This window comes from Helicobacter felis ATCC 49179 (assembly GCF_000200595.1).
In the GTDB taxonomy this organism is placed as follows: Bacteria; Campylobacterota; Campylobacteria; order Campylobacterales; family Helicobacteraceae; genus Helicobacter; species Helicobacter felis.
Genome location: NC_014810.2, coordinates 1285236 through 1310712 on the forward strand (window position 1 = coordinate 1285236; position 25477 = coordinate 1310712).

At 44.1% G+C, this 25477-nt stretch carries 40 protein-coding genes; 5 read left to right on the forward strand and 35 right to left on the reverse strand.

Features of this window, described 5'->3' with window-relative positions; all coding sequences use genetic code 11:
- Positions 1–7: 7 nt before the first annotated feature.
- Genes HFELIS_RS06475 through HFELIS_RS06495 form a run of 5 tightly spaced genes read right to left on the reverse strand, consistent with a single transcriptional unit; the run spans position 8 to position 4866 of the window.
- On the reverse strand, positions 8–1000 hold the full coding sequence (locus tag HFELIS_RS06475) for an SPOR domain-containing protein (protein ID WP_013469745.1): 993 nt from the start codon (positions 998–1000) through the stop codon (positions 8–10).
- A 20-nt stretch (positions 1001–1020) separates the two neighbouring features.
- Positions 1021–1563 (reverse strand): DUF1882 domain-containing protein, encoded by a 543-nt coding sequence (locus HFELIS_RS06480; protein ID WP_013469746.1) that lies wholly within the window; start codon positions 1561–1563, stop codon positions 1021–1023.
- Positions 1564–1572: 9 nt separating this feature from the next.
- Entirely contained in the window at positions 1573–2817 is a 1245-nt protein-coding gene (locus tag HFELIS_RS06485; RefSeq protein WP_013469747.1) for a serine hydroxymethyltransferase, read from the reverse strand.
- Entirely contained in the window at positions 2810–4300 is a 1491-nt protein-coding gene (gene lysS, locus HFELIS_RS06490; protein ID WP_013469748.1) for a lysine--tRNA ligase, read from the reverse strand. The genes HFELIS_RS06485 and lysS overlap by 8 nt, the downstream gene beginning before the upstream one ends.
- An 8-nt stretch (positions 4301–4308) precedes the next feature.
- Entirely contained in the window at positions 4309–4866 is a 558-nt protein-coding gene (locus HFELIS_RS06495; RefSeq protein ID WP_013469749.1) for a CvpA family protein, read from the reverse strand.
- Between the two features lie 209 nt (positions 4867–5075).
- Between HFELIS_RS06495 and lnt the strand changes: the two genes are divergently transcribed.
- Entirely contained in the window at positions 5076–6266 is a 1191-nt protein-coding gene (gene lnt / locus HFELIS_RS06500) for an apolipoprotein N-acyltransferase (RefSeq protein WP_231844159.1), read from the forward strand.
- Positions 6266–6904: an ABC transporter ATP-binding protein gene (locus HFELIS_RS06505; RefSeq protein WP_013469751.1), complete on the forward strand. Its 639-nt coding sequence runs from the start codon at positions 6266–6268 to the stop codon at positions 6902–6904. Before lnt ends, HFELIS_RS06505 begins: the two co-directional genes overlap by 1 nt.
- Here HFELIS_RS06505 and HFELIS_RS06510 read toward each other — a convergent pair.
- From HFELIS_RS06510 to rpsJ, 30 genes are all read right to left on the reverse strand, one after another.
- On the reverse strand, positions 6896–8236 hold the full coding sequence (locus HFELIS_RS06510) for an outer membrane family protein (protein ID WP_013469752.1): 1341 nt from the start codon (positions 8234–8236) through the stop codon (positions 6896–6898). The genes HFELIS_RS06505 and HFELIS_RS06510 overlap by 9 nt on opposite strands.
- A 41-nt stretch (positions 8237–8277) precedes the next feature.
- Complete coding sequence (gene rplQ, locus HFELIS_RS06515; protein ID WP_013469753.1) at positions 8278–8628, reverse strand: 50S ribosomal protein L17; 351 nt, start codon at positions 8626–8628, stop codon at positions 8278–8280.
- A complete protein-coding gene (locus tag HFELIS_RS06520) occupies positions 8628–9638 on the reverse strand; it encodes a DNA-directed RNA polymerase subunit alpha (RefSeq protein ID WP_013469754.1) in 1011 nt (336 codons plus the stop codon). Before HFELIS_RS06520 ends, rplQ begins: the two co-directional genes overlap by 1 nt.
- A gap of 11 nt (positions 9639–9649) precedes the next feature.
- Positions 9650–10276: a 30S ribosomal protein S4 gene (rpsD, locus tag HFELIS_RS06525; protein WP_013469755.1), complete on the reverse strand. Its 627-nt coding sequence runs from the start codon at positions 10274–10276 to the stop codon at positions 9650–9652.
- A 9-nt stretch (positions 10277–10285) separates the two neighbouring features.
- Positions 10286–10678: a 30S ribosomal protein S11 gene (gene rpsK / locus HFELIS_RS06530; RefSeq protein WP_013469756.1), complete on the reverse strand. Its 393-nt coding sequence runs from the start codon at positions 10676–10678 to the stop codon at positions 10286–10288.
- 9 nt (positions 10679–10687) lie between these two features.
- Positions 10688–11050, reverse strand: a complete 363-nt coding sequence (gene rpsM, locus HFELIS_RS06535) for a 30S ribosomal protein S13 (RefSeq protein ID WP_013469757.1) — start codon at positions 11048–11050, stop codon at positions 10688–10690.
- Positions 11051–11052: 2 nt separating this feature from the next.
- Complete coding sequence (gene rpmJ, locus HFELIS_RS06540; RefSeq protein WP_013469758.1) at positions 11053–11166, reverse strand: 50S ribosomal protein L36; 114 nt, start codon at positions 11164–11166, stop codon at positions 11053–11055.
- 67 nt (positions 11167–11233) lie between these two features.
- Positions 11234–11452 (reverse strand): translation initiation factor IF-1, encoded by a 219-nt coding sequence (gene infA, locus HFELIS_RS06545; protein ID WP_013469759.1) that lies wholly within the window; start codon positions 11450–11452, stop codon positions 11234–11236.
- Positions 11452–12213 (reverse strand): type I methionyl aminopeptidase, encoded by a 762-nt coding sequence (gene map, locus HFELIS_RS06550; RefSeq protein ID WP_013469760.1) that lies wholly within the window; start codon positions 12211–12213, stop codon positions 11452–11454. Before map ends, infA begins: the two co-directional genes overlap by 1 nt.
- Entirely contained in the window at positions 12213–13472 is a 1260-nt protein-coding gene (gene secY, locus HFELIS_RS06555) for a preprotein translocase subunit SecY (RefSeq protein WP_013469761.1), read from the reverse strand. Before secY ends, map begins: the two co-directional genes overlap by 1 nt.
- Positions 13469–13873, reverse strand: coding sequence for a 50S ribosomal protein L15 (rplO, locus tag HFELIS_RS06560; protein ID WP_013469762.1), 405 nt, complete (start codon positions 13871–13873; stop codon positions 13469–13471). The genes secY and rplO overlap by 4 nt, the downstream gene beginning before the upstream one ends.
- Positions 13874–13882: 9 nt before the next feature.
- Positions 13883–14323 carry a 30S ribosomal protein S5 gene (gene rpsE / locus HFELIS_RS06565; protein ID WP_013469763.1) on the reverse strand — a complete coding sequence of 147 codons (441 nt, stop codon included), beginning with the start codon at positions 14321–14323 and terminating at the stop codon, positions 13883–13885.
- An 8-nt stretch (positions 14324–14331) separates the two neighbouring features.
- On the reverse strand, positions 14332–14688 hold the full coding sequence (gene rplR, locus HFELIS_RS06570) for a 50S ribosomal protein L18 (RefSeq protein WP_013469764.1): 357 nt from the start codon (positions 14686–14688) through the stop codon (positions 14332–14334).
- A 9-nt stretch (positions 14689–14697) separates the two neighbouring features.
- The gene (gene rplF / locus HFELIS_RS06575) at positions 14698–15234 is read right to left on the reverse strand and encodes a 50S ribosomal protein L6 (RefSeq protein ID WP_013469765.1); all 537 of its coding nucleotides are present in this window, start codon (positions 15232–15234) and stop codon (positions 14698–14700) included.
- Between the two features lie 9 nt (positions 15235–15243).
- Entirely contained in the window at positions 15244–15639 is a 396-nt protein-coding gene (gene rpsH / locus HFELIS_RS06580) for a 30S ribosomal protein S8 (RefSeq protein WP_013469766.1), read from the reverse strand.
- Positions 15640–15648: 9 nt separating this feature from the next.
- On the reverse strand, positions 15649–15834 hold the full coding sequence (locus HFELIS_RS06585) for a type Z 30S ribosomal protein S14 (protein WP_041302866.1): 186 nt from the start codon (positions 15832–15834) through the stop codon (positions 15649–15651).
- Positions 15834–16379: a 50S ribosomal protein L5 gene (gene rplE, locus HFELIS_RS06590; protein WP_013469767.1), complete on the reverse strand. Its 546-nt coding sequence runs from the start codon at positions 16377–16379 to the stop codon at positions 15834–15836. Before rplE ends, HFELIS_RS06585 begins: the two co-directional genes overlap by 1 nt.
- Positions 16380–16384: 5 nt before the next feature.
- Positions 16385–16618 carry a 50S ribosomal protein L24 gene (rplX, locus tag HFELIS_RS06595; RefSeq protein WP_013469768.1) on the reverse strand — a complete coding sequence of 78 codons (234 nt, stop codon included), beginning with the start codon at positions 16616–16618 and terminating at the stop codon, positions 16385–16387.
- Positions 16618–16986, reverse strand: coding sequence for a 50S ribosomal protein L14 (rplN, locus tag HFELIS_RS06600; protein ID WP_013469769.1), 369 nt, complete (start codon positions 16984–16986; stop codon positions 16618–16620). The genes rplX and rplN overlap by 1 nt, the downstream gene beginning before the upstream one ends.
- Entirely contained in the window at positions 16983–17246 is a 264-nt protein-coding gene (gene rpsQ, locus HFELIS_RS06605; RefSeq protein ID WP_013469770.1) for a 30S ribosomal protein S17, read from the reverse strand. The genes rplN and rpsQ overlap by 4 nt, the downstream gene beginning before the upstream one ends.
- The gene (gene rpmC / locus HFELIS_RS06610; RefSeq protein ID WP_013469771.1) at positions 17246–17437 is read right to left on the reverse strand and encodes a 50S ribosomal protein L29; all 192 of its coding nucleotides are present in this window, start codon (positions 17435–17437) and stop codon (positions 17246–17248) included. The genes rpsQ and rpmC overlap by 1 nt, the downstream gene beginning before the upstream one ends.
- On the reverse strand, positions 17424–17849 hold the full coding sequence (rplP, locus tag HFELIS_RS06615) for a 50S ribosomal protein L16 (RefSeq protein ID WP_013469772.1): 426 nt from the start codon (positions 17847–17849) through the stop codon (positions 17424–17426). The genes rpmC and rplP overlap by 14 nt, the downstream gene beginning before the upstream one ends.
- Before the next feature lie 2 nt (positions 17850–17851).
- Positions 17852–18559, reverse strand: a complete 708-nt coding sequence (gene rpsC / locus HFELIS_RS06620; RefSeq protein ID WP_013469773.1) for a 30S ribosomal protein S3 — start codon at positions 18557–18559, stop codon at positions 17852–17854.
- Entirely contained in the window at positions 18560–18889 is a 330-nt protein-coding gene (rplV, locus tag HFELIS_RS06625) for a 50S ribosomal protein L22 (protein ID WP_013469774.1), read from the reverse strand.
- A gap of 31 nt (positions 18890–18920) precedes the next feature.
- The gene (gene rpsS / locus HFELIS_RS06630) at positions 18921–19202 is read right to left on the reverse strand and encodes a 30S ribosomal protein S19 (RefSeq protein ID WP_013469775.1); all 282 of its coding nucleotides are present in this window, start codon (positions 19200–19202) and stop codon (positions 18921–18923) included.
- A gap of 2 nt (positions 19203–19204) precedes the next feature.
- Positions 19205–20035 (reverse strand): 50S ribosomal protein L2, encoded by an 831-nt coding sequence (gene rplB, locus HFELIS_RS06635; protein ID WP_013469776.1) that lies wholly within the window; start codon positions 20033–20035, stop codon positions 19205–19207.
- 9 nt (positions 20036–20044) lie between these two features.
- Complete coding sequence (locus HFELIS_RS06640; RefSeq protein ID WP_013469777.1) at positions 20045–20326, reverse strand: 50S ribosomal protein L23; 282 nt, start codon at positions 20324–20326, stop codon at positions 20045–20047.
- A gap of 10 nt (positions 20327–20336) precedes the next feature.
- Positions 20337–20945, reverse strand: coding sequence for a 50S ribosomal protein L4 (rplD, locus tag HFELIS_RS06645; RefSeq protein WP_013469778.1), 609 nt, complete (start codon positions 20943–20945; stop codon positions 20337–20339).
- Positions 20946–20958: 13 nt separating this feature from the next.
- A complete protein-coding gene (gene rplC, locus HFELIS_RS06650; RefSeq protein ID WP_013469779.1) occupies positions 20959–21531 on the reverse strand; it encodes a 50S ribosomal protein L3 in 573 nt (190 codons plus the stop codon).
- Positions 21532–21555: 24 nt separating this feature from the next.
- Positions 21556–21870 carry a 30S ribosomal protein S10 gene (rpsJ, locus tag HFELIS_RS06655; RefSeq protein ID WP_013469780.1) on the reverse strand — a complete coding sequence of 105 codons (315 nt, stop codon included), beginning with the start codon at positions 21868–21870 and terminating at the stop codon, positions 21556–21558.
- Positions 21871–22010: 140 nt separating this feature from the next.
- Between rpsJ and HFELIS_RS06660 the strand changes: the two genes are divergently transcribed.
- The 3 genes from HFELIS_RS06660 to HFELIS_RS06670 are packed head-to-tail and all read left to right on the forward strand — an operon-like array spanning position 22011 to position 25476.
- Entirely contained in the window at positions 22011–23090 is a 1080-nt protein-coding gene (locus tag HFELIS_RS06660) for an ATP-binding protein (RefSeq protein ID WP_013469781.1), read from the forward strand.
- 30 nt (positions 23091–23120) lie between these two features.
- The gene (gene ispG, locus HFELIS_RS06665; RefSeq protein WP_013469782.1) at positions 23121–24206 is read left to right on the forward strand and encodes a flavodoxin-dependent (E)-4-hydroxy-3-methylbut-2-enyl-diphosphate synthase; all 1086 of its coding nucleotides are present in this window, start codon (positions 23121–23123) and stop codon (positions 24204–24206) included.
- Positions 24193–25476 carry a 2,3,4,5-tetrahydropyridine-2,6-carboxylate N-succinyltransferase gene (locus HFELIS_RS06670; protein ID WP_013469783.1) on the forward strand — a complete coding sequence of 428 codons (1284 nt, stop codon included), beginning with the start codon at positions 24193–24195 and terminating at the stop codon, positions 25474–25476. The genes ispG and HFELIS_RS06670 overlap by 14 nt, the downstream gene beginning before the upstream one ends.
- Position 25477 lies beyond the last annotated feature (1 nt).

Consider the following 25477-nt stretch of genomic DNA (forward strand, 5'->3'; position numbering starts at 1 on the left):
TCTAATCTTACTTAACTTCCATGTGCACAGGCTTGGAAATATTGTTCTTGATTTCTTCCATCTTGGCATCGGCCTGACTTTTAGTGCCATAAGGTCCAATAAGGTAGCGTTTTTGGCCATTACTGAGGTCTTGGATTTGATGGGGGTATTTCATAAAAGCCTCCATAAATTTTACATTAGGAATCTTGCTAAACACACCCACTTGTAAATAAAAACCTTTAGGCACCGCATTTACAGGTTTGATTTCAGGTTTGCTTACCTTTTCAGGTTTTACATGATCGATGGGCATCTCTTGCTTTTTGGAGGGTGGAGGGGGTGGAATTTTTGCTTCAGCCTTAGCGACTTTTGGAGCCTCTTTGGGGGCTGGGGGTGCTTTTTTGACCACCGGCTTTGCCTCAGTTTTATGAGGAGGCTTTACAGGGTGTTTCTCGGGAGTCTTGTGCGCAACTTTTTCGTGTTTCTCATGTTTTTCTTTTTCATGCTTGGTTTTTTCATGCGCATGGGAGACGCGTTTTTCATGGTTGGCAGTCTTAACCTCTTTGTGCTCTGTTCTTTTGGGTGCAGTTTTTGGATGCGTTTCTGCCTTTGGAGTAGGTGGGGCAGGTGGAGGGGTGGGTTTGTCTAAGGGACTAGCTGGGAGCATAACAGGGGTTTCGGGCATCTTTTGAGCTTGTTTGGCCTGAATGTCCTTGACAATTTGATCAAACTTGTCTTCTTCTTTTTTGGGAGATGAGTCCAAAGTGAGACTCTCAAAATTGCTTTGATTAAAAGTGTTAGGGTCTGCTTTTTGTAAGCCTAAATCATGAGTTAGAGGAGGGTTTTTAGAGGGCTCACGGGTGCTTTTGTAAAACACCACCAACACCACACCTAGGATAATAAGACTTACAGCCCCGCCTAGCAAGATTTTTTTAAGTTTAGAACCTTTTTCGTGCTCTTCGATCGCTTCATCAAATTGTCTTTTATTGATATTGAAGTCTTGATTAGATTCTGAGTTGTCCATAAATGTCCTTTAAAATACTACTACATATGCCGCGCCCAGCTTGCCCCTCTTTCCTTCGCAAACACATCATAGGGTAATACCAAAATATTAAACTGAGGAGGGAGATCGCTACTAGGAAAAGTCCGCCATTCATTGGGCAAGCCTTGCGCAAGTTTCATGGAGAGAGTCTTAGCTAGGCGGTAACCCTCGCCAAGTTCGGTATGTCCCTTATGCACATAAAGATGTAAATGTCCGGGGGTGCTGGTTTCATAGGCGGTAAAATTCATAAAGCCTTCTTCTCTCAAGAGTAACTGCGCCTTGTGATAGAAACGATCGGGAGTGCGTCCATTGTAATCAAAAACAATATTTTCTACTTTATTATTAGGGAGGATTAAATTATGGGCAAGAGTGATTTCCTTACGCCAATGCTTTTGAATGAGCATAGAGGTTAGAGTGGCATCGACTCGCTCAAATTTATCGTAATAACAACGGCCTAAGTAGGTAACGCGCTCTCCAAGACCAGATTGCTTGAGATAGTAATGACTTGTCTGCATTTTAATGAGCTGTAAATCCATCTCTACCATGGGCTTCCTTTAAAAAATTGCTTGATTATAGACCTGAAACCCTTGTGTCAAGGCCTTAATTTCCTCTTTAATGGAGCTGTGATCTGCGTTGAGATTGTGCAAAACTTCGGCAATCTTATCTGCAATAAAAGCAAACTCTGTTGTGCTCATGCCTCGACTTGTGAGTGCGGGTGATCCTAAGCGAATGCCGCTCGTGATAAAAGGGCTTCTTGTTTCTTGTGGCACAGTGTTTTTATTCACAATGATACCAACCCTTCCCAAAGCCTCTTCAGCCTCTTTTCCGCTAAAATCTTTAAAACGCATGAGTAATAAATGGTTATCACTCCCGCCACTGACTAAGTCAAACCCATGTTTTAAAAGCCCCTCAACCAAAACTTGCGTGTTGGCTTTAACCTGTTGGGCGTAGGTCTTCCAAGTAGGTTTTAAGTTCTCTAAGAATCCCACTGCCTTAGCTGCAATCACATGCATCAAAGGCCCCCCTTGAGTGCCCGGAAAAAGGGCTTTGTCGATCTTCTTGGCCAATTCCTCATCATTGCTAAGAATCAAGCCCCCTCTAGGACCTCTGAGAGTTTTATGTGTGGTGCTACTGACTACATGGCAGTGAGGGAAGGGGTGGGGGTGTTCGCCTGCCACCACCAGCCCGGCAATGTGAGCCACATCGCCCATCAACAACGCGCCCACAGAGTCGGCAATTTCTCTAAAGCGCTTGAAATCGATTTCTCTAGGGTAGGCTGAGAACCCACAAACTAATAATTTAGGGCGCACGATTTGGGCAATTTTAAGCACCTCTTCATAATCGATCCAGCCTTCTTGGTTCACTCCATAGTGAAAACCCTGAAAATGCTGTCCGGTAACACTCACCTTAGAGGCGTGGGTTAAATGCCCACCACTGCTAAGCTCCATACTCAAAATCTTGTCATGGGGTTTTAGCAAAGCGTGGTAGATTGCCATATTGGCTTGACTGCCCGAATGGGGTTGCACATTGGCAAATTGGCAATTAAATAATGTCTTAGCCCGCTCAATGGCTAATTTTTCCACCTGATCTACTACTTCACAGCCCCCATAATAACGCTTAAAAGGATACCCCTCTGCATACTTATTGGTAAGCACGCTCCCCATCGCTTCCATCACACTCTCAAAAGTATAATTTTCACTAGCGATCATCTCCAAATGCTCGCTTTGGCGCGTTAACTCAGCCTCAATTAGATTAAAAATTTCTGGATCGCTCTGTTCCAAATGGAAAACTTTAGACATGTTTGTCCTTATTTTCAGGTTTCATTGCAGGGAATAAAATTACATCTTTGATAGTTTTAGAATTGGTGAGCAACATCACCAAGCGATCAATGCCAATCCCTTCCCCGGCTGTAGGAGGCATGCCATGCCCTAGGGCCCACACATAGTCGCTATCCATAAATTGCGCCTCTTCATCCCCGCTCTCTTTTGCTCTCACCTGTTCTTCAAAGCGTTGGTATTGATCTAGGGGATCGTTGAGTTCGCTAAACCCATTGGCGATCTCTTTACCCGCGATGAAGAGCTCGAAGCGATCGGCAATGTTAGGGTCTGTGTCGTTACGGCGCGCTAGAGGACTGATTTCAATGGGATATTCCGTAATAAAAGTAGGATTGATCAGCTTAGATTCCACGCACAAATCAAAGGCTTCAGCGAGCAATTTGCCATGTGTGATTAAACCTTCCAGCTTAACCCCCTGCTTTTCCAAGAAAGCTTGCAAAAGCGCACTATTCTCTACTATGCTATTTTCTAACCCTCCAATCTCTATAAGAGCCTGTTTAAAACCTAGCACTCTTATCGCGCTAAAATCGATGGTGTGCTCTTGGTAAGTGATCTGTGTGGGTAAATTTAACGCTTGTAATAATTCTTCAAAGAGCTCTTTGGTGAGCGCGATTAGGTCTTCATAGGTTTTATACGCCCAATAAAATTCCAGCATGGTAAATTCGGGGTTGTGGGAGTGATCCATGCCCTCATTTCTAAAATTGCGGTTGATCTCAAACACCGCTTCAAACCCCCCAACTACAAGGCGTTTTAGATACAATTCAGGGGCAATGCGCAAATAACGCTCCACCTCTAGGGCGTTGTGGTAGGTGATAAAGGGGCGCGCGTTGGCTCCTCCGGCAATGGGGTGCATCATCGGGGTTTCCACCTCTAAAAAGCCCTTTTGCTCAAAAAAACGGCGGATGATCGCCACAATTTGGCTACGAGTTTTAAAAACCTCTTTAACTTCCGGGTTGGCGATCAAGTCCACATAGCGTTGGCGGTAGCGCAATTCAATATCGCTTAATCCATGAAACTTTTCAGGCAAAGGTACGATGGCTTTAGTGAGTATTTTATAAGAAGTGGCGTGTAGACTAAGCTCATTGGTCTTAGTAACAAAGGGATAACCCTCCACATTCACAATGTCGCCCACTTCTACACATTTTTTAAAGCTATCAAAGGCCTCTTTACCCAAGTCATTTTGAGACAAATACACCTGCACGAGCGCACTTTGATCTTCTATTTTTAGAAAACAAGCCTTGCCCATCAAACGGATAAAGCGCACCCGTCCCACTAAAGCATGGGAGCTAGCGGGGTCTTTTTGCCCCTCTGTGAGGGTTTTAAAAGCTTCTAAAAACTGCGCATTGCTTAGAGTGCGTTGGACTTGGTTGTTATAAGGGTTCTGCGCCAATGAGCGTAGAAGATCACCCTTTTGGATGCGTTGCTGGATATAAGGATTACTAAACATGAAAACTCTTAGTTAGATGGAAATGCGTCTTGACTCTTTTGTTTGACTTCATTGGCTTTATTCTGAATGGTTTCCCCTAGTTTTTGCACTTCAGGTCGGCGCATCACATAGGAGGCCACCTCTTGCATGGTGGGGTAAAACTGGCTGTGGGCGCGCAGATAGGTATCCAAAGGTTTCATAAAGCTAAAATGAGAAACCCCATAGAGCAAGAAAGCGAATACAAGATATATCTTTGCGCAGGCAAAGAAAAACCCCAAAACCCTATCAATAGCTCCCAAGTTACTCAGCCCAACCGCCTTGCTCACGATCACCCCTCCAATCAAAAAGGCGATCCAAACACCGGCTAAGACAATCGTAAAGCCGATAAGACTTTCTATAGATGTGTTATGAAAATTATGCACATGGGTAGAGAACAACACGCCTGCATCGTTAGCAAACCTAGAACCCAACCACACCCCACACACAATTCCTAGAATGCCTGCAATTTCATCGATCAGGCCATTATAAAAACCACGAATACCTGCAATAAGAACAATAGCAACTAAAGCCACATCAATATAATCCATCACGCATTCCAAGTGAATTTAAGACAATCTATCCTAGAATTATAAACTCTGTAAGCTTAATTTTACATCCAGTCTAAGGAGTTCTGTTGCCTTCACTAGGGCTTAAACATCATACATGGGATTGGCTAGTATTCCGTGTGCACTGGGGGCTAGCCCTAATTTTTCTAACTCCACTCTACATAGGCTCACTTCTTACAAAGCATCCCTTATTGCTTGTAGCCACAGAGAGTTTGTTAGCCCCTCTAAGCGTATTGGTTTATTTGTGCGTAGAGAAACGCAGGGCTTTTGGGTTTGGATTTTTAGTAGGCCTAGGGATGTTTTATTGGTCTGCTCTGAGTTTTCGCTACAGCGATTATAGCTTTCTTGTTCCCTTAATGATCGCCCTTGTCGCTCTTTGTTATGGCGGAGTGTTTTACCTGCTTTGTTGGCGTTCTTCTCCTATTTATCGCGTGCTTAGTCTTTGGCTAGCTAGCTATATCCACCCCTTTGGCTTTGACTGGTTTGTGCCTGAGTCTCTTTTTGCCTACTCTGTATTCAAAGTGGATAAACTCAGCTTTTTATGCATTCTTAGCGCTATCGCTCTTTTAAAACCCCAACCAGAAGGGGAGCGGCTTTTATTCTTAAAATCTCACACACATTTCTATACCAAGTTCCTAGCCTCTTTTCTGCTGGCCTTGAGTATAGATTGGCAACCCCAAGCCATCCCCCCTATTTTGCCCCCTATGCAGGTGGTAACTACCCACACCGCCCAAGATGTCAAATGGCAACAAACCCATTTAGACACCATCGTAGCACAAAATTTCCAAACGATCCAAAAAGCCATCGTGGCACACAAAAGTATCGTTATTTTGCCTGAAACCGCCTTTCCCTTTGTGCTTAATACAAGTGAGGTGCTTTCTGATTTGCTTGCTTTGAGCGAAAAAATAACTATCATCACCGGCGGACTCTATAAGAAGGGTCATATCATCTACAACTCCACTTATGTGTTTCACAACAACACCTATCAATACGCCCACAAGGTGATTTTAGCCCCCTTTGGAGAAACCATGCCTCTCCCCAAATTCTTAGCTAATTATCTTGACTCGGTTTTCTTTGGTCCTAATGCTTTCAAATTGGGAAGCGGGGAAGTCTTTAAAAATTTTGACATCGCGGGCTTCAAATTTAGGCCCTTAGTTTGTTACGAAGGCACTTCCATGCAGGCATACCCACACAGCCCGCAAACTTTCATTGTCATTAGCAATAATGGTTGGTTTGTGCCCAGTATTGAACCCTTTTTGCAAAGAATGCTTTTAAAATATTATGCGCGGCGTTTTCAAAAAATCATTATCCACAGCACCAATCTTTCTCCCTCCTATATCTTAATGCCTACTCTCCTAGGCGATCAAAACAAGGATTTTTAATGTTAGAAGCCACGCATTTAGGCCATCGTTTTGAGCACTGGCTCTATCAAGACATCCATTTGCAAGCAAAAGCGGGCGAATCCATCGCATTATTGGGAGTGAGTGGGAGTGGAAAATCCAGTCTTTTAAACCATCTCTCAACCATGTTGCCACCCTTAGAGGGGCATGTGCGCTTATTAGAGCACCCCAATATCTACGCCTTGCCTCTTAAAACTCTCCTAGATATTCGCCGCCACCATGTAGGAATTATTTTCCAAGCACATTATCTCTTTAAGGGTTTCAACGCCCTAGAAAATCTTCAAGTGGCTTCAATTTTGAGCCAACAACCTATTCAAAAGGAGCTATTAGAAACATTGGGCATAGCCCATGTGCTCTCTCAAAGCGTGGGGGAACTCAGTGGAGGGCAACAACAACGCCTCTCTATCGCGCGTATTCTCACCAAGAAACCCAAGATTATCTTTGCTGATGAGCCTACAGGAAACTTAGACAGCACTACAGCTTTAGGAGTTATGGAGGCGATGCAAAACTATATCCACACCCAACAAGGCGCGTTGATCCTAGCCACTCATGATGAGAAAATGGCGCGCCATTGCACGCGCACCTATCTTTTAGAAAACCAACGCTTACGCCTAGTGTAGTTTAAAATCATAGCTTAAGGATGTCATCATATAGCTACGATCTTGAGTGGAGGGGGCAAATTTTTGATTAGGCGCGTCAAAATAAGCCACCTTATAACCCCTGTGCATAGAAATTTGATAGCCATTGATACGCAACATCAAATGTAGATGCTTCCAATCGTATTTGCAAGTGAGGCCCAAACTTTGCGCATACGCCCTAGGACCTGTGGTGATCTTGCCCAAGAGAAACCAAGAAAAGTTTTTAAACTTGCCCCCTATGAGAGCGTGGGCAGTGAGGGCGTTAGCATCATAGAGGTTAGTGTAAGCATCTTCATAGGGGGTGTCATCCGTGGTGTCAAAAGACACGGGTGATCCATTCCATCCAAGTTGCGCATTAGCATTACCAAAATTCTTATAAACACCCCAACCAAAGTAATAATCATGGATGTAAAAGCGTTGGCGCACCAATAGAGTTGCGGTATTTTTGCCCACTAAATTACCCCGATAGTAGGTTTTTGCTAGAGTGGCACTATAAATGGGAAACCACGCAAAGACATCTGTTTGTATTTTCCATTTTCCCGGAGTAAAGATCGCATTAGCCTGCAGACCGGGCGCGTTGAAATTTTTGGGATAAAACCATAAAAATGGCATGACAGTAAAGTGCTTGGAGTTCCAAGCTAGACTGAGAGCATGCATGCCATAATTAGTGCGTCTGCCATCAGGAAACTCATAGCTCACAGGCGCATAAAAATCCCGAATGAATTGGATATTAGCCAACCCACGCCCATAAGTGCTAAACCACACAAGCTTAAGATGTTTGAATTGGACAAACGCTTCAAATCCCTGATTAAAGCCTCTTAGAAATAGAGCCTCTTTGCTCACATAACGCCCTAGCTTGATACCAAAAATATCTTTATAGCTATAATCCAAATAGGCGTTATAAAGAATGTAGTTTTTGGCATGCACGCTATCCTCATAGCGCGAGTGTCTCCAAGGAGCGTTCATCAAATACCCCTCCCAACGCCCCATATAATACCAGTTAGCCGGTTGAAATTCTGAATTGTCCCCACTCTGATCGACAAGTGTCTTTGTCGAGTCGTAAGCCAAGCCACCTAACTCGCCCCCAATGCCTACTTTCAAGCGTTGGGTGTCTATGGACTTGGGCAACAAATCCATATCTATTTGCAATGCACCAATAGCTGTAACATAACTGCCCGTGGGGTAGAGTCCCTTAGCAGAATTGATGGGGGAATTATTAAAACCTATGCGTGAAAAGGATCCCATCTGCCCACTTACCTGATAATCTAAGGCGTAGAGGAACAGAGGGACAAAAAGCAAAAAAGACTCAGGCAAGGTTCAAACTCGTAAGAGGCATCGCCCCTAAAGTTTGCTTGTTAAACAAAAGCAATAGAAGCTAAGATGGAAGCATCACCCCTTCTAATAGCTGTTCTGTGGATACTGGTATAACCCCCATTGCGGGTGGCGTATTTGGGGGCCAGCTCGGTTACTAGCTTATGAGTGGCGTGTTTGTCTTGTAGATAAGAAAACACATAGCGATGCGCGTTAAAATCGCCCTTTCTAGCTATGCTTACGAGCTTTTCAATATAAGATTGCAATTCCTTTGCTTTGAAAACCCCTGTTTCAATTTTCTCATGTGTGATTAAAGAAATGGCAAGATTTTTGAGCAAGGCCTTTCGATGCGCGCTGGTGCGGCCCAATTTTCTAAAACGATTCTGGTGTCGCATTAACTCTCCTGATTTTTGATTTTATCTAACTTGGTCTCTAAAGATGCCCTGAACTCTGCTGAAATTTCAGAACCTACAGGATAACCCAATCCCTCTAATTTTTCAGCAATTTCATCATAAGACTTCTTGCCAAGATTTTTAATATTTTTGAGCTCGTAAGCGTCCATAAGCACTAACTCGCCCACATACTTAAGCCCGATTTTATCCAAGCAATTAAAGCATCTCGCGCTCAAATTCAGCCCCTCAATTTCCATCAAGAGGTCTCTCTCCAAGCCCTCTTCTAAATGGGCATTGCCTTTGTAATCGGCAATATTTGTGTTAAAGATGTGCATTTGGGCGTTCATGGTTCTAATTGCCTCTTGGAAGGCGCGTTGAGGGTCTACTTGCCCATCGCTCTCAATCTCAAAAATGAGTTTCTCGAAATTGGGATTGCCATCCACGAGCATGTTTTCAATGTTATAAACCACTTTTTTAATAGGTGTAAAATAGGCATCTAGGGGGATATAATCGCTAGAAATGTAGCCTCGAATGCTCTCGGAAGGCACATATCCCATGCCCTTTTGCACAATAAGAGAAAACTCTAAATGCGCATCTTCATTGATTGTGGCTAGATAGGCATCATGGTTGACCACGCTAATTTCTTCGTTTTCTAAATCTTTACCGCTTAATTTGGCTGGGCCTTTGAAAGTATAATGCACCACCACTTGATCGTTCTGGGCGCTGTCTAAATGCTTGCCAACCAAGCGGATATTCTTCAAATTGGCGATAAACAAAGCCATATCCTCAGAAATCCCGCGCAACGAGTCAAACTCGTGGTTAACCCCTTCAACTTTGATCCCAATGGGTGCATAGCCTACAGAACTTAAGAGCAAGAATCGTCTTAGAGGGTGGGCTAGTGTGATAGCATAACCCGCTTCAAAGGCAGAGACACACACTTTGATGTGTCTATCGCTAATCTTCTCCACACTGATATCCATAGGTGCTTGTGGAGCTACTTTAATCACTTTCATGCAATCCCCTATTATTTAGAATAGAGCTCAACAATCAATCTCTCTTCAAGAGGCAAGCTCACTTCATCTCTTTCAGGATAACGGGTGAAAATGCCAAACTTTTTATCCTTGTCCACATCAATCCAAGGCACGATCCCCACTTGATTGGTGAGTTCCACTGCGCGCGTGATTTGAGGGTTTTCCTTGCTTTTTTCTTTGATTTCGATCTTTTGCCCACTCTTAATAAAGGCGGAAGGAATATCCATGCGCTTACCATCCACCAAAATATGTCCATGTGTTACGAGCTGGCGCGCAAAACTACGCGTTGTTGCAAAACCCATGCGATAAACCACATTGTCTAAGCGGCGCTCTAACAAGCGGACTAAATTTTCCCCCGTATTGCCCTCCATACGATTGGCTTCTCTAAAAATCGAGCGGAACTGCTTTTCCGAAATGCCATACATCGCTTTAGCTTTTTGCTTTTCGCGTAATTGCAAGCCATAGTCTGAAATCTTGCCGCGTCTTTGCCCGTGTTGTCCGGGACCATAGGCGCGTTTATCCAACGCGCTCTTGCCGCTCAAACGGCGTTCACCCTTAAGAAATAAAGAAATCCCAAAACGGCGTTCTAATTTCTCAACTGCACCTCTATATCTTGCCATATACTCTCCTTACACTCTTCTTCTTTTGGGAGGACGGCAACCATTATGAGGTAGGGGTGTGATGTCTTTGATCCAAAGCACCTTAATGCCCTCAATGCTTCCTACACTCTTAATGGCTGTCTCGCGCCCACTTCCGGGCCCCTGCACTTTAATGCCCACTTCTTTAATGCCATGTTCTTTAGCTTTGCTCATCGCGCTCTCTACAGCTTGCTGGGCAGCGTAGGGAGTGGATTTTTTAGACCCTCTAAAGCCCAAGCCTCCAGCAGTCGCCCAACAAATAGCATTACCCATCTCGTCTGTAACGGTGATATTGGTATTGTTGAAAGAGGCGGCAATATAGACAATACCTCGCGCGATATTTTTCTTAACAATTTTCTTTTTAATGCCGGTTCTCTTGGCCATGCGCTCTCCTTACTTACTGCCTACAGTTTTCTTTTTGCCCTTGCGGGTGCGTGCGTTGTTTTTAGTGGTTTGACCGCGCACAGGCAAGCCTTTGCGGTGTCGAATGCCCCGATAACTTCCCAAATCCATCAGTGCTTTAATGTCCATCTGCACCTTTTTGCGCAAATCCCCTTCTACTATGTGATTAGCCTGAATTTCTTTAGTGATACTAGAAACTTCATCTTCACCCAATTCATGGACGCGTTTATCCAAGGAGATGCCCACCTTGTGCAAAATATCCCTAGAGCTTTTTAAGCCTATGCCATAGATGTAGGTCAAAGCATATTCGATGCGTTTTTTCTTGGGTAAATCAACCCCTGCGATCCTTGCCATGTCTATCCTTGTCTTTGTTTATGTTTAGGAGTGGTGCAAATCACACGAATCACACCCCGCCTTTTGATCACTTTACACTTATCGCACATTTTCTTTACAGAGGGTCTAACTTTCATTTTTTCTCTCCTTATCTTAAGCAAAACCTCTATTCTAACTATCTTTGGTTAGAACTAACTTAATCACTCACTTGTAACGGAAAGTGATCCGCCCCTTGTCCAAGCTATAGGGCGTGAGCTCCAAGCGCACCCGATCGCCTAGCGCGATGCGGATATAGTGCATGCGCATTTTCCCAGAAATACGGCACAGCACAACATGCTTATTGTCCAATTCCACCTTAAAAGTAGCATTGGGTAAACACTCAATCACCTTCCCATCTACTTCTATCACATCATCTTTTGCCATCAAGCCTCCGTTAAAATTTGCGCTCTTTTGCCCACCATCGCGATAGTGTGTTCGTAATGGCTAGTGCGCAAGCCATCTACAGACACCACACTCCATTTGTCTTCCAAAATTTTAGGCTCGCCCTGTTTTTGACAGATCATAGGTTCTATACAAAAAACCATACCCTCTTTAATTTTTGGACCACTATTGGGCTTACTGGAGGGTTCTAGGTAGTTAGGGATAGAGGGCTCTTCATGAGGGCTACGCCCAATCCCATGCCCACAAAATTTTTCCAAAGGCACAAAGCCCTTTTGTCTAATAAGAGTTTCTAAAATATGACTTAGCTCTTTAAAGCGCATCCCTACTTCTAGGTAGGCAATTCCTTCATAAAGCGTATCCTTAGCACAGGCAATTAGGGCTTGATCTTTTTTAGAAACCTCTCCTACGCCCAAAGTGATCGCCGCATCGCCAAACCACCCTTGTACTTGTGCCCCCAAATCTAAGCCTATAATATCTCCACTGCGCAACTTGTAATCTGTAGGAATCCCATGGATAGCCACTTCGTTCAGCGAAGTGCAAAGCGTGTTAGGGAAACCATAAAGCCCTTTGAAAGCGGGCTTGGCATTGAGTTTGTGGATATGTTCTTCAGCTAAAGCATCTAACTCCAACAAGCTCATGCCCACTTGGATTTTTTCACTCAGCAATTTGAGAGTCTGCCCCACCACAGCCCCCGCCCTACGTAGTGCCTCAATCTCCTTAGGGTTGCGGATGGCGATCGCCATTAAAAGCCTACAGCACTCAGGGTTTTATATTTGCCCATATAAATTTGTGCTTCGATCTTTTTCATAGTATCAATGGCCACTTGCACCACAATGAGCACCGCCGTGCCCCCAAAATAAAAGGGCACGCCCATTGCCTTGACCAAAATCCAAGGCAGAGTAGAAATAATGGCTAAATACAAAGAACCCCAAAAAGTCAAGCGACTCGCCACGGTGTTCAAGAAGTTCGAAGTCCCTTCACCTGGTCTTAGCCCCGCAATAAAGCCTCCATTGCGCTTCAAATTATCTGCAATATCTTTAGCGTTAAAGACGATGGAGGAATAAAAGTAGGCAAAAAAGATAATCAGCAAAAACATTAAGATATTGTAGGCGTAGCCATGTGGGTTGAGAAAATCTGCGATAGCCTGTAAAACCTTATTGGAAGAGGCCTGCAAAATCGTAGAGGGGAAAACCAAAAGTGCAGAAGCAAAAATGGGAGGGATTACTCCGCTCAAATTTAATTTAATGGGGATATAGTTCATGATGCGTTTATTCTGATTTTGCATCATCACCTTGCGGGCGTAAGAAATGGGAATGCGCCGTTCAGCCAACTCCACATAGATAATCGCAAAGATAGTTGCTAGGACAATTGCTATGATCCCAATTAAAACCAAAACATTGATCACACCCGTATTCACAAGATTAAAAGTCCCCGCAATGGCTGAAGGGATACCAGAGACAATACCTGCAAAGATGATAAGGCTAATCCCATTGCCCACCCCTCTTTGGGTGATCTGCTCGCCAATCCACATCAATAACATTGTACCCGTGAGCATGGAGAAAGTGGCCAAAATCAAAAAAGTTTGCATAGAAACCATGATCGCCCCATTGGGCCCATGCCCAATAGAACGCAGTCCAAAGGAGACACTAAGAGCCTGAATGATGGTAATCCCAATGGTAGCATAGCGCACAATTTGCATATATTTTTGCATGCCATCACGCTCTTTTTTCATCTTGGCTAAGTTGGGAAAAGTTGCGCTCAAGAGCTCCATGATAATGGAGGCGGTGATATAGGGCATGATCCCCAAAGAAATAATGCTCAAGCGAGAAACTGCATTTCCGCTAAACATGTTGAAAAGCCCTAAAGCATTGCTAGAGTTGCTATCAAAAAAGGACTTGATGGCGGCTAGGTCCACCCCGGGAATGGGGATGTAAGCCAACACTCTATAGAGGAATAAATACCCTAGAGTGATAAAAATCTTGGTTGCAATGGCTTTTGTCATTTTTGCCCGCTGGTGCGAATTCTTTCATCTTGAATCTTGGGTGCTAAATCCTTAGCTCCTGCCCCAATGAGTTTGATTTTTTCAATATAGGAGGGAAAGGGATGCACTTTTTTAATGAGCTCTAAACTCAAAGTTTCTAACTCAAAAATTTCCTTATGTTTAGAAACATTGATCGCATAAACTAGGCCCTTAGTGCGGCTTCTAAAACCCACTTTAGGCAAACGGCGTTGTAAGGGCTGTTGTCCTCCCTCAAAACCGCGTTTTTGTTTGTAACCTGTGCGCGCGGTTTGTCCTTTGCCTCCCCTAGTGGCCGTTTTACCCATACCAGAGCCTTGTCCACGACCCACACGCTTAATTTTTTTGACACTGCCCTTAGCCGGACTTAATTTTTCTAATGCCATAAAAAACTCCTATCCTTTGATTTTAGAGAGCGCATCAAAGGTGGCACGCACTACATTATAGGGGTTGTTAGATCCCAAGGATTTGGTCAAAATATCCTTAATACCAGCTAACTCGATCATAGGGCGTGTCGATCCCCCGGCAATCACACCCGTCCCTTCAGAGGCGGGTTTGAGCAGAATGCGACTCGCATTGTACTTACACTCAATGTCATGGGCGATAGTCGTGCCCTTGATCTTAACCTCAATGATGTTTTTAAACGCATCATCAATGGCCTTCTTAATCGCATCTGGCACTTCCTTAGCCTTGCCTAAGCCAAAGCCCACAAGACCATTTTTATTGCCCACAACCACTAAGGCATTAAAACGGAAACGCCGCCCGCCTTTCACTACTTTAGTAACGCGCCCAATATTCACCACAACTTCTGAAAACTCTTCTCTATTAATCTCCATGCCCATCCTTAAAGCGCAATCTCTTGTTCGCGTAAAGTCTCTGCAAAAGCAGCCACGACTCCATGGTATAAGTATCCATTGCGATCGTAGACCACCTTAGTGATTCCCTTCTGCTTAAGACTTTCTGCAAAGATCAGCGCAAGCTTTTTGCTATCTTCTACATTTTTCCCCAGCCCTAGTTTTTTGCCATCCACATGCGCCAAAGTCGCGTGTGCGTTATCATCAATGGCTTGGGCATAGAGATGTTTATTGGATCTAAAAATACTCACACGGGGACGCTCCTGCGTGCCAAAAACCTTAGATCGCACACGCATTTTGCGCTTAACTCTTTGGAGTTTCTTTTTTGCTAAAACACTAGCTGTCATGTTCGTTCCTTATTTTTTAGCGGTTTTGCCAGCTTTGCGTAAAATAATTTCATCGCTGTATTTAATGCCCTTGCCTTTGTAGGGTTCTGGGGGGCGATAAGCACGAATATCTGCAGCAAGTTGGCCAATTTGTTGCTTATCACTCCCTTTGAGAGTGATGGTGTTTTTATCCACAACCACCTCCACACCTTCAGGGATGGGATGTTTTACCGGATGGCTAAACCCCAAACTGAGTTCCAAAACCTTATGACCTAGAGCCGCTTTGTAGCCTACTCCATTGATTTCTAAGACTTTGCTAAAGCCTTTATCCAAACCTACGACAATATTATGCGCTAAGGCATTATAAGTTCCCCAAAACGCGCGACTCTGCGCCCCCTCACCAACAGGCTCAAAGCGTAGAGAATCTCCCTCCAACACGATGTTAACACGCCCACGCGTCTCCAAAACTTGGCTTGTCTTGCTATTTTTAAAATGCAAGTTAGTGCCTTCAACATTCACCTGCACCCCACTAGGGATTTTAATCACTCTTTTACCAATTCTTGACATGCCACACTCCTACCAAATGCTACAAAGCACCTCGCCGCCTACATTTTGCTTGTAAGCTTCTTCATTAGTGATCACGCCCTTGGAGGTGCTGACCACAATCACCCCATACCCGTTTTTAAAGCGTTTGAGCTCACTGGCTTGTTTATAAAGCCTGCGCCCCGGTTTGCTTAATCGTTTGATTTCGCTGATGACCGCACGCCCCTTATCATCATAGGCCAATTCCACAGAGATAAAGTTTTTCCCTTCTTTTTGCACCACTTGGTAATTGGTAATAAAACCACGATTTTTAAAAATCTCCAAGATAGACACCACGATTTTAGCGTAATAGAGCTCTGTAACCTCCAAACGACGCATGCTCGCATTCCGAATGCGTGTCAGAGAATCCGCGACAATATCATTGACCATGTATGCCCCTTACCAACTAGCTTTTCTAAGACCGGGGATCAAACCCTCGTTGCCCATTTTGCGCAAACAAACCCGACACAATCCAAAATCGCGATAGACTGAATGGGGGCGTCCACAGATATTACAACGGGTGTAAGCCCGCGCCCTAAACTTCGCTTTCCTATGGGTCTTTGCGATCATCGATTTTTTAGCCATTAGTGCCCTTTAGAAAAGGGCATTCCAAGCAATTCTAGCAATTTGAATGCCTCCTTATCGTTATTTGTAGAAGTAATAATAGCGATGTTGAGTCCGTGTGTAACCATGATGTCATCGTAGACTACCTCAGGGAAAATCAACTGCTCATTGAGACCAAAACCATAATTCCCCCGCCCATCAAACCCATTTTTAGAAACCCCTCTAAAGTCTTTTACCCTAGGAAGTGCAATCACAATCAATTTTTCTAAAAAGTTAAACATGATCTTATTTCTAAGTGTTACCTTAACACCCACCGCCATGTTTTCGCGAATTTTAAACCCTGCTACAGATTTTTTCGCCTTAGTGATCACAGCCTTTTGGCCTGCGATGAGCGAGAGGGTTTGGGCAATATTTTGCATAATCTTGGCATCTTTAGCATAATCCCCTGCCCCGACACTAAGCACAATCTTTTCCAGCTTAGGCAACAACATAGGATTTTTAATCCCTAACTCCTCTGCTAACTTTTTCTTCACTTCTTTGTCATAGAAGCTCTTCAAGCCGTACATCGCGCTCACTCCTTCTCTTTCTTAACATTAGAGATGTGGATAGGCATCTCTTTAAAAATATGCCCGGTTTGAGGATTTTCTTCATTAGGGTTTGGTTTTAGTGCCTTTTTAGCCAGCTTGCAACCCTCTACCAATAGTGTAGATTTCTTAGGGAAAACAGCTAACACTTTGCCCACCTTACCTTTATCATCTCCGGCGATGATTTTGACCATATCGTCTTTTTTAATCTTGCACTTCATTAAAGGACCTCCGGAGCCAAAGAAATGATTTTCATAAAATTGGCATAACGCACTTCTCGGCTTACGGGGCCAAAAATGCGTGTGCCAATGGGATCTCTTTTGGCATCTAAAATCACTGCAGCATTATCATCAAAACGAATCAGAGAACCATTAGGGCGTTGCACTTCCTTTTTAGTGCGCACGATCACCGCCTTAACCACCTGTCCTTTCTTGACTTTGCCATTAGGAATAGCTTTTTTGACAGAAGCAACAATCACATCGCCCACACTCGCATAGCGTTTGTGGCTTCCTCCTAAAACCTTGATACACATAATCTCTTTGCCACCGCTATTATCTGCGACAACTAACCTCGTAAAACTCTGTATCATGAAACTCCCTTCACTAAAATCTCTTTAAGAGCAAAGGTTTTAGTTTTTGATATAGGTTTGCACTCAATCGCGCTCACAAAATCTCCTACTTGAGAGGTATTTTGGCGATCGTCGATGGTGTATTTTTTGAAACGCTTAACAATCTTGCGGTATTTTTTGTGCAATACTTTTCTCTCCACCAAAATCACGGCACTGCAAGCATCTATTTTATTGACTACTTTCCCTTGAATGGTGCGTTTATGGGGTTGTTTAGTTTCCATTAAGACCTCTTTAAGGCGCTGAGCGCAGTGTTAATACGGGCAATGTCTTTACGCACCGCTCTAACCTCATTAGGGTTTTTGATTTGCATGGTTTTGAGTTTGATACGCAACTCAAAGAGTTCTAACTTCTTTTCCTTGAGCAACTTTTCTAACTCCTTTCTATCCTTCTCTCTCAATTCAGTAAATTTCATTTTCACTCTCTCTAGTTACAATTTTTGTCCTGAAAGGCAATTTTCTCTGTGCTAAAGTCAGAGCCTCTCTAGCTAAACTCTCCTCAATCCCTAGCATCTCATAGACAATGCGACCCGGTTTGATATTCATCACCCATTTTTCTACAGAACCCTTACCTTTACCCATCCGAGTTTCTAAGGGTTTGGCTGTCAGAGGCTTATCGGGGAAAACTCGAATCCACACCTTACCTGCTCTTTTAATATGGCGAGTCATGGCTACCCTTGCAGCCTCAATCTGACGCGAATCGATACGGCCATGTTCAACAGCCTTGATTCCAATATCTCCAAAGGCTAGCTTAACCCCCCTAGTAGATTTTCCCCGATTTCTGCCTTTCATCTGCTTGCGATACTTCGTTTTTTTAGGCATTAACATAGCTATTCTCTCCCTCTTCTAGTGCGCCCTCTAGGGGTTCTCTCTTCGCCTTCTTCTTCGCGTTTTTCTGCTTGGATACCTTTTTGAAGCACCTCACCTTTAAAGATCCAAACCTTTACGCCAATGATTCCATAAACGGTCATAGCTTCTGCAAAACCATAATCAATTTTAGCTCGTAGAGTATGCAAAGGCACACGCCCTTCCATATACCACTCTGTGCGCGCGATCTCAGCTCCAGCCAAACGCCCTGAAACACGCACCTTAATTCCCCGTGCTCCAGACTTCATGGCTGTTTGCATCACTTTTTTCATAGCTCTTCTAAAAGCTACCCGTTTTTCTAATTGAGTCGCCACATTCTCAGCGACCAATTGTGCATCGGCTTGAGGGCGTTTGACCTCTTTAATGCTCAAGGCAATGTCCCTTTTGATAAGATTTTTCAAAGAAACTTTGATCTTTTCAATATCGACACCCTGCTTACCAATAATGAGCCCTGGTCGGGCAGCCACAACAGTGATGCGCAACTTTTTAGCAGCCCGCTCGATCACGATTTCGCTCACCCCTGCGTAATACAATTCTTTTTTAAGAAACTTGCGGATACGATGGTCTTCCTCGATATTCTGCACTGTATCGTGCGTTCCGGGAAACCACCTAGAAGCCCAATTCTTATTGATTCCTAATCTCAAACCAATCGGATTAACCTTTTGACCCATTTAGTTGCTTCCTCCCTTTTTACCTACTTTAACAAGGATATGCGCTGTGGGTTTTCGAATAGCGGTCGCTCTACCTCTAGCGCGGGGCATGTGGCGTTTGAGCACGGGACCTGCATCTACACGACAGCTCAAAACAGATACAGACTTAGAATCATGCCCACCATTGTAGACGGCCGCACTGATTACTCTTGAGAGAATCCGCGCCGCCTTATTGGGCGTGAATTCTAGGCGCGCAATGGCCACCTCTGCATTCATGCCCTGTACTTGTTTAGCCAGCAATCTCGCCTTGGTGGGAGACAGCCTGCTATATCGAAGTAACGCCGTGCTCATTTGCATTCCTTTATGTATTTTTCTGCCATGTTTACTTGCCTATCTTCTTTTGCACTGTGCCTTTATGCCCTTTAAAAGTGCGTGTGGGCGCAAATTCACCGAGCTTATAGCCAACATGGTTTTCAGTAATATAAACAGGGATAAAGATCCGCCCATTGTGCACGCTATAAGTTAACCCAATCATTTCAGGTAAAATGGTGCTACGGCGCGACCAAGTTTTGATAGGCTTATTATCTTTTTTAGCTTTATGCTTGAGTGTTTTATCCATGAGGTGCTTATCAATGAAGGGACCTTTTTTAATCGACCTTCCCATTGCTATTTACCTTTCTTTCGTGAAATGATTAGGCGATCGCCAGCCTTTTTGCGTCTAGTTTTATAACCCTTAGCTGGTAGACCCCAAGGCGAAACAGGATGGCCACTAGAGCCTGTTTTACCTTCACCACCACCATGGGGGTGATCCACAGGGTTCATAGCACTTCCGCGCGTTTGAGGCCGCACACGCTTATAGCGATTGCGTCCTGCTTTCCCAATGCTAGTATTGATAAAATCTTCATTACCCACTACACCAATGGTGGCCATACATTCGCTTAAAATGTAGCGCATCTCCGCACTAGGCATTCTCAAAATTGTATACTTGCCCTCTCTTCCCATAATTTGTGCGCTCATTCCTGCGCTACGGGCCAATTGCCCTCCAGCACCCGGATGCATTTCAATATTGTGCACAATGGTTCCGATGGGAATACTTCTTAGTTTCATCGCAAAGCCTACCTTAATGTCTAATCCCTCTTCTGCGGCAATCACTACATCGCCCACTTTCAATCCGCTAGGCTGTAGAATATAGCGTTTATCTCCATCAGGGTAAACCACTAAAGCAATACGGGAATTGCGGTAAGGATCGTACTCAATGCTAGCTACCTTACCCTCTATACCAAATTTATTGCGTTTAAAATCAATGAGACGATAGAGCCTTTTAGCCCCTCCCTCTTTGTGGCGGCTTGTGATGCGCCCTGTATTGTTGCGCCCGGCATGCACGGGCAACTTAACTAAAAGTTTTCTCACGCTGGCCTTGTCTGTAATATCCTTAGAATCCACACCGCTCATAAAGCGACGGCTAGGCGTGTAGGGTTTATAAGTTTTAATCGCCATACTCTATCCTTATGCGCTTAAAGCGTTAATATTAGCATCTTTGGGGAGCTTAACATAGAACTTCTTAGTTTCACTCCGCTGGCCCAACCTACCTTTAAAGCGTTTGGTCTTTCCTGGTTGCCTGAGCGCGTTGATCTTTAATGGCACAAAACCAAAATATTCTCTAAAAATCGTCTTGAGCTGATTTTTACTCATATTAGCGGCTGTCTGCACCACAAGCACCCCGCTTTCCTGCATGGATAGAGATTTTTCTGTATAAAGAATAGACTTAATATCTGTGATGTCTGCCATGCATTCTCCTTTAAGCTGTTACAAACGCATCAAATGCGGATTTTTCTATAACCACGGCGTTGTAAGTAGCCACTAAATAGGCATTTAATTCGCTCGCTTCAATCAAATAACAATTTGGCAAATTTCTAAATGCTAAAAAATTATATTCTTCAAGCGCGTGAGTAACTAACAACACATCCCGAAAACCAAACTTTTGTAAAAACGCATGGGCATCTTTTGTTTTCTTGCTGGAAATATCCACTTTATCTACAATAAGCAACTTTTCTGCTAAAGCTTTTTGGCCCAAAGCATATTCTAAAGCCAGCTTTTTCTGTTTTTTATTGATCTTAAGATCGTAGTTGCGCTCATTGGTCGCACCATGAGATACACCCCCACCTACAAAGATAGGAGAGGTGATACTCCCAGCCCTCGCGCGTCCGCCTCCCTTTTGATTCCAAGGCTTTTTACCTCCCCCGCTCACAGCCCCACGATTTTTCGTTTGCGCGCTGTTAGCTCTAGCCTGAGCACGATAATATTTGACATACAAGTATAAATTGTGTTCTTTAATTTCCTTAAAGTGTGCAGGTAACTCTAACTCCCCCACCTGCTCGCAGTGCTGATTTAGTACCTTCGCTTTCATACCTTCCCTTTACCTACTTAATGGCGATCCTGCCATAGGCTCCAGCATAGCCTACTACAGAACCCTTAAGCACCAAAATTTTACTTTCTTTATCAAAAGAAAGCACTTCATTATGACAAGTAACTTTTTCATTACCATAATGCCCTGCCATTTTTTTACCCTTTTGCACGCGCCCGGGCCATTCTCTATTTCCGATCGAACCTAAGCGTCTATGAAAACGACTTCCATGTGCTGCTGGACCACCTTGAAAATTCCAGCGTTTCATCGCCCCGCTGAAACCCCGTCCTTTGGTATAAAAAGTGGCCTTGATATGTTTAGCACTCTCTAAAGGCTCTAAAGGCAGATCGCCCAATTCTGTTACTTGAGCGTCCAAAGTAGCAAAGTGGTTAAATTCCTTGCTCAGATTGTATTTTTTTTGTTGCCCAGCAATGGCTTTATTGTGAGTTTTGTGCAGAGGATAAGCGACCAAAACCTGCTTATCCTTGATTTCACACACCTTACTCTCCAAGACTTTGAGCAGAGTAACAGGCACACTCTGTGCTCCCACAACACGACTCATGCCGATTTTTTGAACCAAATATTCCATTTGCATCCTTCTTTTGATTGTGGGCTATTTGCCTTCCATAGAGGTAACTTCTACATCCACCTCTGGAGCCAAATCTAATTTCATCAAGCTGTCCACAGTTTCAGGTGTGGCTGACATGATGTCAATTAAACGGCTATGCACACGAATTTCAAATTGTTCTCGAGAATCTTTGTTGATATGAGGGGAACGCAAAACCGTGTAGCGTCTGTTTCGTGTGGGCAAGGGAATGGGTCCCCTGATTTCAGACCCTGAGCGTTTCACTGCTTCTACAATTGCCATCACAGATCGATCTAACACCCTGTGATCATACGCTTTAAGTTTGAGGCGTATCTTTTCCATCCATATCCTCTTAAAGTCAAATTTTTAAAAGCCTAGATTTTAGGCAAAAATGCTTATCTAGTCAAGCCATGAGCCTTTTTTGCGCATTTGAGCATCTTAATGTTTTCCTTATTTAAAGGAAACTCTGATAGAATGCTCGCATGTGGGATGTTATCTTAGAAGAAGGCTTTACAAACGCCACTATGACACAGGAAATTTTTCCTAGATTCCATGCTTTAAATGCCTCCAAAATTTATTTTTATGGAAGTACGAAGGTAGGCAAGAGCGCATGCGCACTAGGGATTGCCCATGCTTTCAAACATCCTATTTACATAGATGGTAGCGATGCGCGCTTAGATTTTAACGCGCTCAAAGAGACTTTAATCAAACTCCATGTTGAGGGACGCATGGATATTCTCATTGCTAAACACTGCCCTAAAGATATTTTTTTGCCTCCTTTAGAGCCTATTATTCTCATTGGCTACACACCCTCAGCCCCAAAAAATTTTATGAGCAAATCCATTTGGCCTCTGCGTTTTCAAGAGTTCGCCCTATTGCAAAAAAAAGAACCCAACAATACCCTACTGGCCCGCTTTCTCAAAGAGGGCAATCTCCCAGAAACTCTGCACATGTCCCCCACTCAAAGAGTTCGCCGTAAACAAGAAATTTATGCCTTGTTTCTAGGCAATCAGCTGCCCATATTCAAGGCATTGTTGCGCTTCCAATCTCTAAGTGTAACCACACACCATCTCTACATACAGCTTAAAAAAATTCTCAAAATCTCTAAAGATAAACTTTATGAGTTCATGCAGTTTTTGCAGGCCAGTCAAAGTATCCTTTGTGTTCCTCCACTTGAGTCCAATTTAATGAGTCCCAAAAAGCTTTATTTTTGTGATTTCGCTCTACCCTATGCTTTTAGTCATACCCACCCTCTCCCTCCTGTTTTTGAAAACATGGTCGCCCTCGAACTCCGCCAATATTTTTATCAACTTTTCTATGAGGATTCTTGGCTTATTGGACGCAGAGCCACAGAAACTTTTTGCTTCCTCCCATGGGCATTCCCTACAAATTTAGAAACACGGATAGATCATCTCTTAAAACATTGCACTTTCCAAATCACGCATATATACATCATCACCATCAACTTTGAAGGAAGTGGCGTGATTAACACGCGCACCTACCACGCCTACAGCTTTACCACCTTTGCCCTAGAGATTTTGCCCACACTGCTAGCAAATTAGCTATAATGCCCCCAAAATTTAAGGACACCTTTGCACCCTCGTTTTCCCACGCAACAAATCTCTATCGGGCATGTTCTCATCGGAGGTGATGCCCCCATTAGCACCCAAAGCATGACCTTTAGCCAAACCTGCGACATTGAGGCGACTAAAGCCCAGATCGATCGCCTCAAACTTGCCGGGGCGGATTTGGTGCGCGTAGCCGTGCGCCATAAAAAAGACGCCTTAGCTCTTAAAGAACTTAAAAAAGTCGCCTCTTTGCCTTTGATTGCTGATATCCATTTTCACCATCATTTAGCCTTGATTGCAGCTGAAAGTGTGGATGCGATCCGCATTAATCCGGGCAATATCGGCGCGCCTGAGAAAATCAAGGCGGTAGCCCAAGCTTGTAATGCGCGCAACTTGCCTATTCGAATCGGAGTCAATGGAGGGAGCCTAGAAAAACCCTTTGAGCTCAAATATGGCGCGACGCCTGAGGGGATGGTGCAATCCGCCCTTTATAATATTAAATTCTTAGAAGATGCCGGCTTTACTAATATAAAAATTTCTCTCAAAGCTAGCGATGTGGAGCGCACGATTGCCGCTTACCAGCAATTACGCCCCCTTGTGCCCTACCCTTTTCACTTGGGGGTAACAGAAGCAGGGAGTTTGTTCCACTCCAGCATTAAAAGTGCGATGGCCTTAGGGCAATTACTGCGCGAGGGGATTGGAGACACCATGCGCGTGTCTATCACGGGAGAACTTGAGGAAGAGATTCGCGTAGCTAAGGCGATTTTGCGCTATAGTGGGCGGCAAAAAGAAGGCATTACTTTTATTTCCTGCCCCACTTGCGGGCGCATTGAGTCCAACTTGGTGGCGATGATGAGTCAAGTCGAGCAACGCCTAGCCCATATCAAAATTCCCCTAGATGTGAGCGTGATGGGCTGTGTGGTCAATGCGCTAGGAGAGGCCAAACACGCCGATATAGCCATCGCCTTTGGTAAAAAAAGCGGTTTGATTATCAAAAAAGGCAAGGTGATCCACAAACTCCCCGAAGACCAACTTTTAGAAACTTTCGTAACCGAAGTGCAAACCTTAGCCTTAGAACAACAAAAAGAGGACATCCATGCAAAAATTTAAACTTTTCGTAAGCGATTATCAAAATTCTCCTGAGTATAGAAAACCTTTAGCCTTTGGGATCGCTAAAATTGCACGCGGGCAAAAGAGTGCTAAACCCTTGTGCGCCACTTTTCCCGTGCTAAACTGGGGAGAGGAGTGTTTAGGCTCCTATGCGGTGTTTATGGAAGCCATCAAGCATTGCCTACCCCTGTATGCGCAAGAGGAGGAGAGGGTTAGCGAGGTTGTTTATGGGATTGATAAGAACTTTATCCATCGTGCCTTAGAACTCTATGCTCCCTTTTTACAAGAGGTCTTGCATGATAAAAACAGCCACAAAAATATTCAAGTGGTCTTAGAGTTAGCCAAAGCCTTAGAAAACGATCAACTCTACACATCCTTAGTGCAAGAAGTACACCCTAGTTGTGAGCTCGCCACAAAAGAACACGCCACTAACCTCTCTACACAATACCACCATAATTATCATCTTGTAGTGATCTATGAGGATAAGCCTTGTTTAAGTTTGGAGAGTGCTTACATGAAACTGCTTGCCCTTTCTTTGGGTAAAGCCCCCTTGCGCAGTTTGAATTTAGAGGGCATTTTTTCTCTATTGCCCAATGTGGCTTGGAGTGGCCACACACCTTATGAACTTGAATGGCTTCGCGAACACGAAATTGCGCTTAAAATGCAAGATAAATACCCTTGCATTGATTTTGTAGACAAATTCCCACGCTATTTAATGCAGATGATCCCCCAACATGATAACATCCGCCTACTTGATAGCTCTAAAACACGCTTTGGGGCATATTTGGGCAAGGGGGGGTATACACAGATGCCCGGAGCCAGTTACATTAATTTTAATGCAGGCGTAGAGGGGGCTTGCATGAATGAAGGGCGTATTAGCTCTTCTGTAGTGGTGGGTGAGGGCACGGACATAGGCGGAGGGGCTAGCGTGCTAGGCGTGCTCTCTGGAGGCAATAGCCAGCCTATCAGTATTGGTAAGAATTGTTTGTTGGGGGCTAATTGCGTGCTGGGCATTAGCTTGGGAGATGGCTGTATTGTGGATGCAGGTATTGGAGTGCTAGCAGGAACCATTTTTGAGATTGCTCCTAAGAGCGCGCACGAGTTACAAAAAGTCAACCCTACCTTTACGCCCAAACCTGAGGGACTTTACAAGGGTAAGGAACTCTCAGGCTTGCATGGTCTGCACTTCAGACAAGAGAGTCGGAGTGGGAAGATGATCGCTTTTAGAAGTGTGCGCAAGATCGCTTTGAATGAAAGTTTACACCACTAAG

Excerpts from the sequence above, each read along its gene's own strand:
- HFELIS_RS06475 (WP_013469745.1), bottom strand. The coding sequence starts at position 1,000 with ATGGACAACTCAGAATCTAATCAAGACTTCAATATCAATAAAAGACAA.
- HFELIS_RS06480 (WP_013469746.1), bottom strand. The coding sequence starts at position 1,563 with ATGGTAGAGATGGATTTACAGCTCATTAAAATGCAGACAAGTCATTAC.
- HFELIS_RS06485 (WP_013469747.1), bottom strand. The coding sequence starts at position 2,817 with ATGTCTAAAGTTTTCCATTTGGAACAGAGCGATCCAGAAATTTTTAAT.
- lysS (WP_013469748.1), bottom strand. The coding sequence starts at position 4,300 with ATGTTTAGTAATCCTTATATCCAGCAACGCATCCAAAAGGGTGATCTT.
- HFELIS_RS06495 (WP_013469749.1), bottom strand. The coding sequence starts at position 4,866 with ATGGATTATATTGATGTGGCTTTAGTTGCTATTGTTCTTATTGCAGGT.
- HFELIS_RS06505 (WP_013469751.1), top strand. The coding sequence starts at position 6,266 with ATGTTAGAAGCCACGCATTTAGGCCATCGTTTTGAGCACTGGCTCTAT.
- rplQ (WP_013469753.1), bottom strand. The coding sequence starts at position 8,628 with ATGCGACACCAGAATCGTTTTAGAAAATTGGGCCGCACCAGCGCGCAT.
- HFELIS_RS06520 (WP_013469754.1), bottom strand. The coding sequence starts at position 9,638 with ATGAAAGTGATTAAAGTAGCTCCACAAGCACCTATGGATATCAGTGTG.
- rpsD (WP_013469755.1), bottom strand. The coding sequence starts at position 10,276 with ATGGCAAGATATAGAGGTGCAGTTGAGAAATTAGAACGCCGTTTTGGG.
- rpsK (WP_013469756.1), bottom strand. The coding sequence starts at position 10,678 with ATGGCCAAGAGAACCGGCATTAAAAAGAAAATTGTTAAGAAAAATATC.
- rpsM (WP_013469757.1), bottom strand. The coding sequence starts at position 11,050 with ATGGCAAGGATCGCAGGGGTTGATTTACCCAAGAAAAAACGCATCGAA.
- rpmJ (WP_013469758.1), bottom strand. The coding sequence starts at position 11,166 with ATGAAAGTTAGACCCTCTGTAAAGAAAATGTGCGATAAGTGTAAAGTG.
- infA (WP_013469759.1), bottom strand. The coding sequence starts at position 11,452 with ATGGCAAAAGATGATGTGATAGAAGTAGATGGGAAGGTGATTGAGTGT.
- map (WP_013469760.1), bottom strand. The coding sequence starts at position 12,213 with ATGGCGATCGCCATCCGCAACCCTAAGGAGATTGAGGCACTACGTAGG.
- secY (WP_013469761.1), bottom strand. The coding sequence starts at position 13,472 with ATGACAAAAGCCATTGCAACCAAGATTTTTATCACTCTAGGGTATTTA.
- rplO (WP_013469762.1), bottom strand. The coding sequence starts at position 13,873 with ATGGCATTAGAAAAATTAAGTCCGGCTAAGGGCAGTGTCAAAAAAATT.
- rpsE (WP_013469763.1), bottom strand. The coding sequence starts at position 14,323 with ATGGAGATTAATAGAGAAGAGTTTTCAGAAGTTGTGGTGAATATTGGG.
- rplR (WP_013469764.1), bottom strand. The coding sequence starts at position 14,688 with ATGACAGCTAGTGTTTTAGCAAAAAAGAAACTCCAAAGAGTTAAGCGC.
- rplF (WP_013469765.1), bottom strand. The coding sequence starts at position 15,234 with ATGTCAAGAATTGGTAAAAGAGTGATTAAAATCCCTAGTGGGGTGCAG.
- rpsH (WP_013469766.1), bottom strand. The coding sequence starts at position 15,639 with ATGGTCAATGATATTGTCGCGGATTCTCTGACACGCATTCGGAATGCG.
- HFELIS_RS06585 (WP_041302866.1), bottom strand. The coding sequence starts at position 15,834 with ATGGCTAAAAAATCGATGATCGCAAAGACCCATAGGAAAGCGAAGTTT.
- rplE (WP_013469767.1), bottom strand. The coding sequence starts at position 16,379 with ATGTACGGCTTGAAGAGCTTCTATGACAAAGAAGTGAAGAAAAAGTTA.
- rplX (WP_013469768.1), bottom strand. The coding sequence starts at position 16,618 with ATGAAGTGCAAGATTAAAAAAGACGATATGGTCAAAATCATCGCCGGA.
- rplN (WP_013469769.1), bottom strand. The coding sequence starts at position 16,986 with ATGATACAGAGTTTTACGAGGTTAGTTGTCGCAGATAATAGCGGTGGC.
- rpsQ (WP_013469770.1), bottom strand. The coding sequence starts at position 17,246 with ATGGAAACTAAACAACCCCATAAACGCACCATTCAAGGGAAAGTAGTC.
- rpmC (WP_013469771.1), bottom strand. The coding sequence starts at position 17,437 with ATGAAATTTACTGAATTGAGAGAGAAGGATAGAAAGGAGTTAGAAAAG.
- rplP (WP_013469772.1), bottom strand. The coding sequence starts at position 17,849 with ATGTTAATGCCTAAAAAAACGAAGTATCGCAAGCAGATGAAAGGCAGA.
- rpsC (WP_013469773.1), bottom strand. The coding sequence starts at position 18,559 with ATGGGTCAAAAGGTTAATCCGATTGGTTTGAGATTAGGAATCAATAAG.
- rplV (WP_013469774.1), bottom strand. The coding sequence starts at position 18,889 with ATGAGCACGGCGTTACTTCGATATAGCAGGCTGTCTCCCACCAAGGCG.
- rpsS (WP_013469775.1), bottom strand. The coding sequence starts at position 19,202 with ATGGGAAGGTCGATTAAAAAAGGTCCCTTCATTGATAAGCACCTCATG.
- rplB (WP_013469776.1), bottom strand. The coding sequence starts at position 20,035 with ATGGCGATTAAAACTTATAAACCCTACACGCCTAGCCGTCGCTTTATG.
- HFELIS_RS06640 (WP_013469777.1), bottom strand. The coding sequence starts at position 20,326 with ATGGCAGACATCACAGATATTAAGTCTATTCTTTATACAGAAAAATCT.
- rplD (WP_013469778.1), bottom strand. The coding sequence starts at position 20,945 with ATGAAAGCGAAGGTACTAAATCAGCACTGCGAGCAGGTGGGGGAGTTA.
- rplC (WP_013469779.1), bottom strand. The coding sequence starts at position 21,531 with ATGGAATATTTGGTTCAAAAAATCGGCATGAGTCGTGTTGTGGGAGCA.
- rpsJ (WP_013469780.1), bottom strand. The coding sequence starts at position 21,870 with ATGGAAAAGATACGCCTCAAACTTAAAGCGTATGATCACAGGGTGTTA.
- HFELIS_RS06660 (WP_013469781.1), top strand. The coding sequence starts at position 22,011 with ATGTGGGATGTTATCTTAGAAGAAGGCTTTACAAACGCCACTATGACA.
- HFELIS_RS06670 (WP_013469783.1), top strand. The coding sequence starts at position 24,193 with ATGCAAAAATTTAAACTTTTCGTAAGCGATTATCAAAATTCTCCTGAG.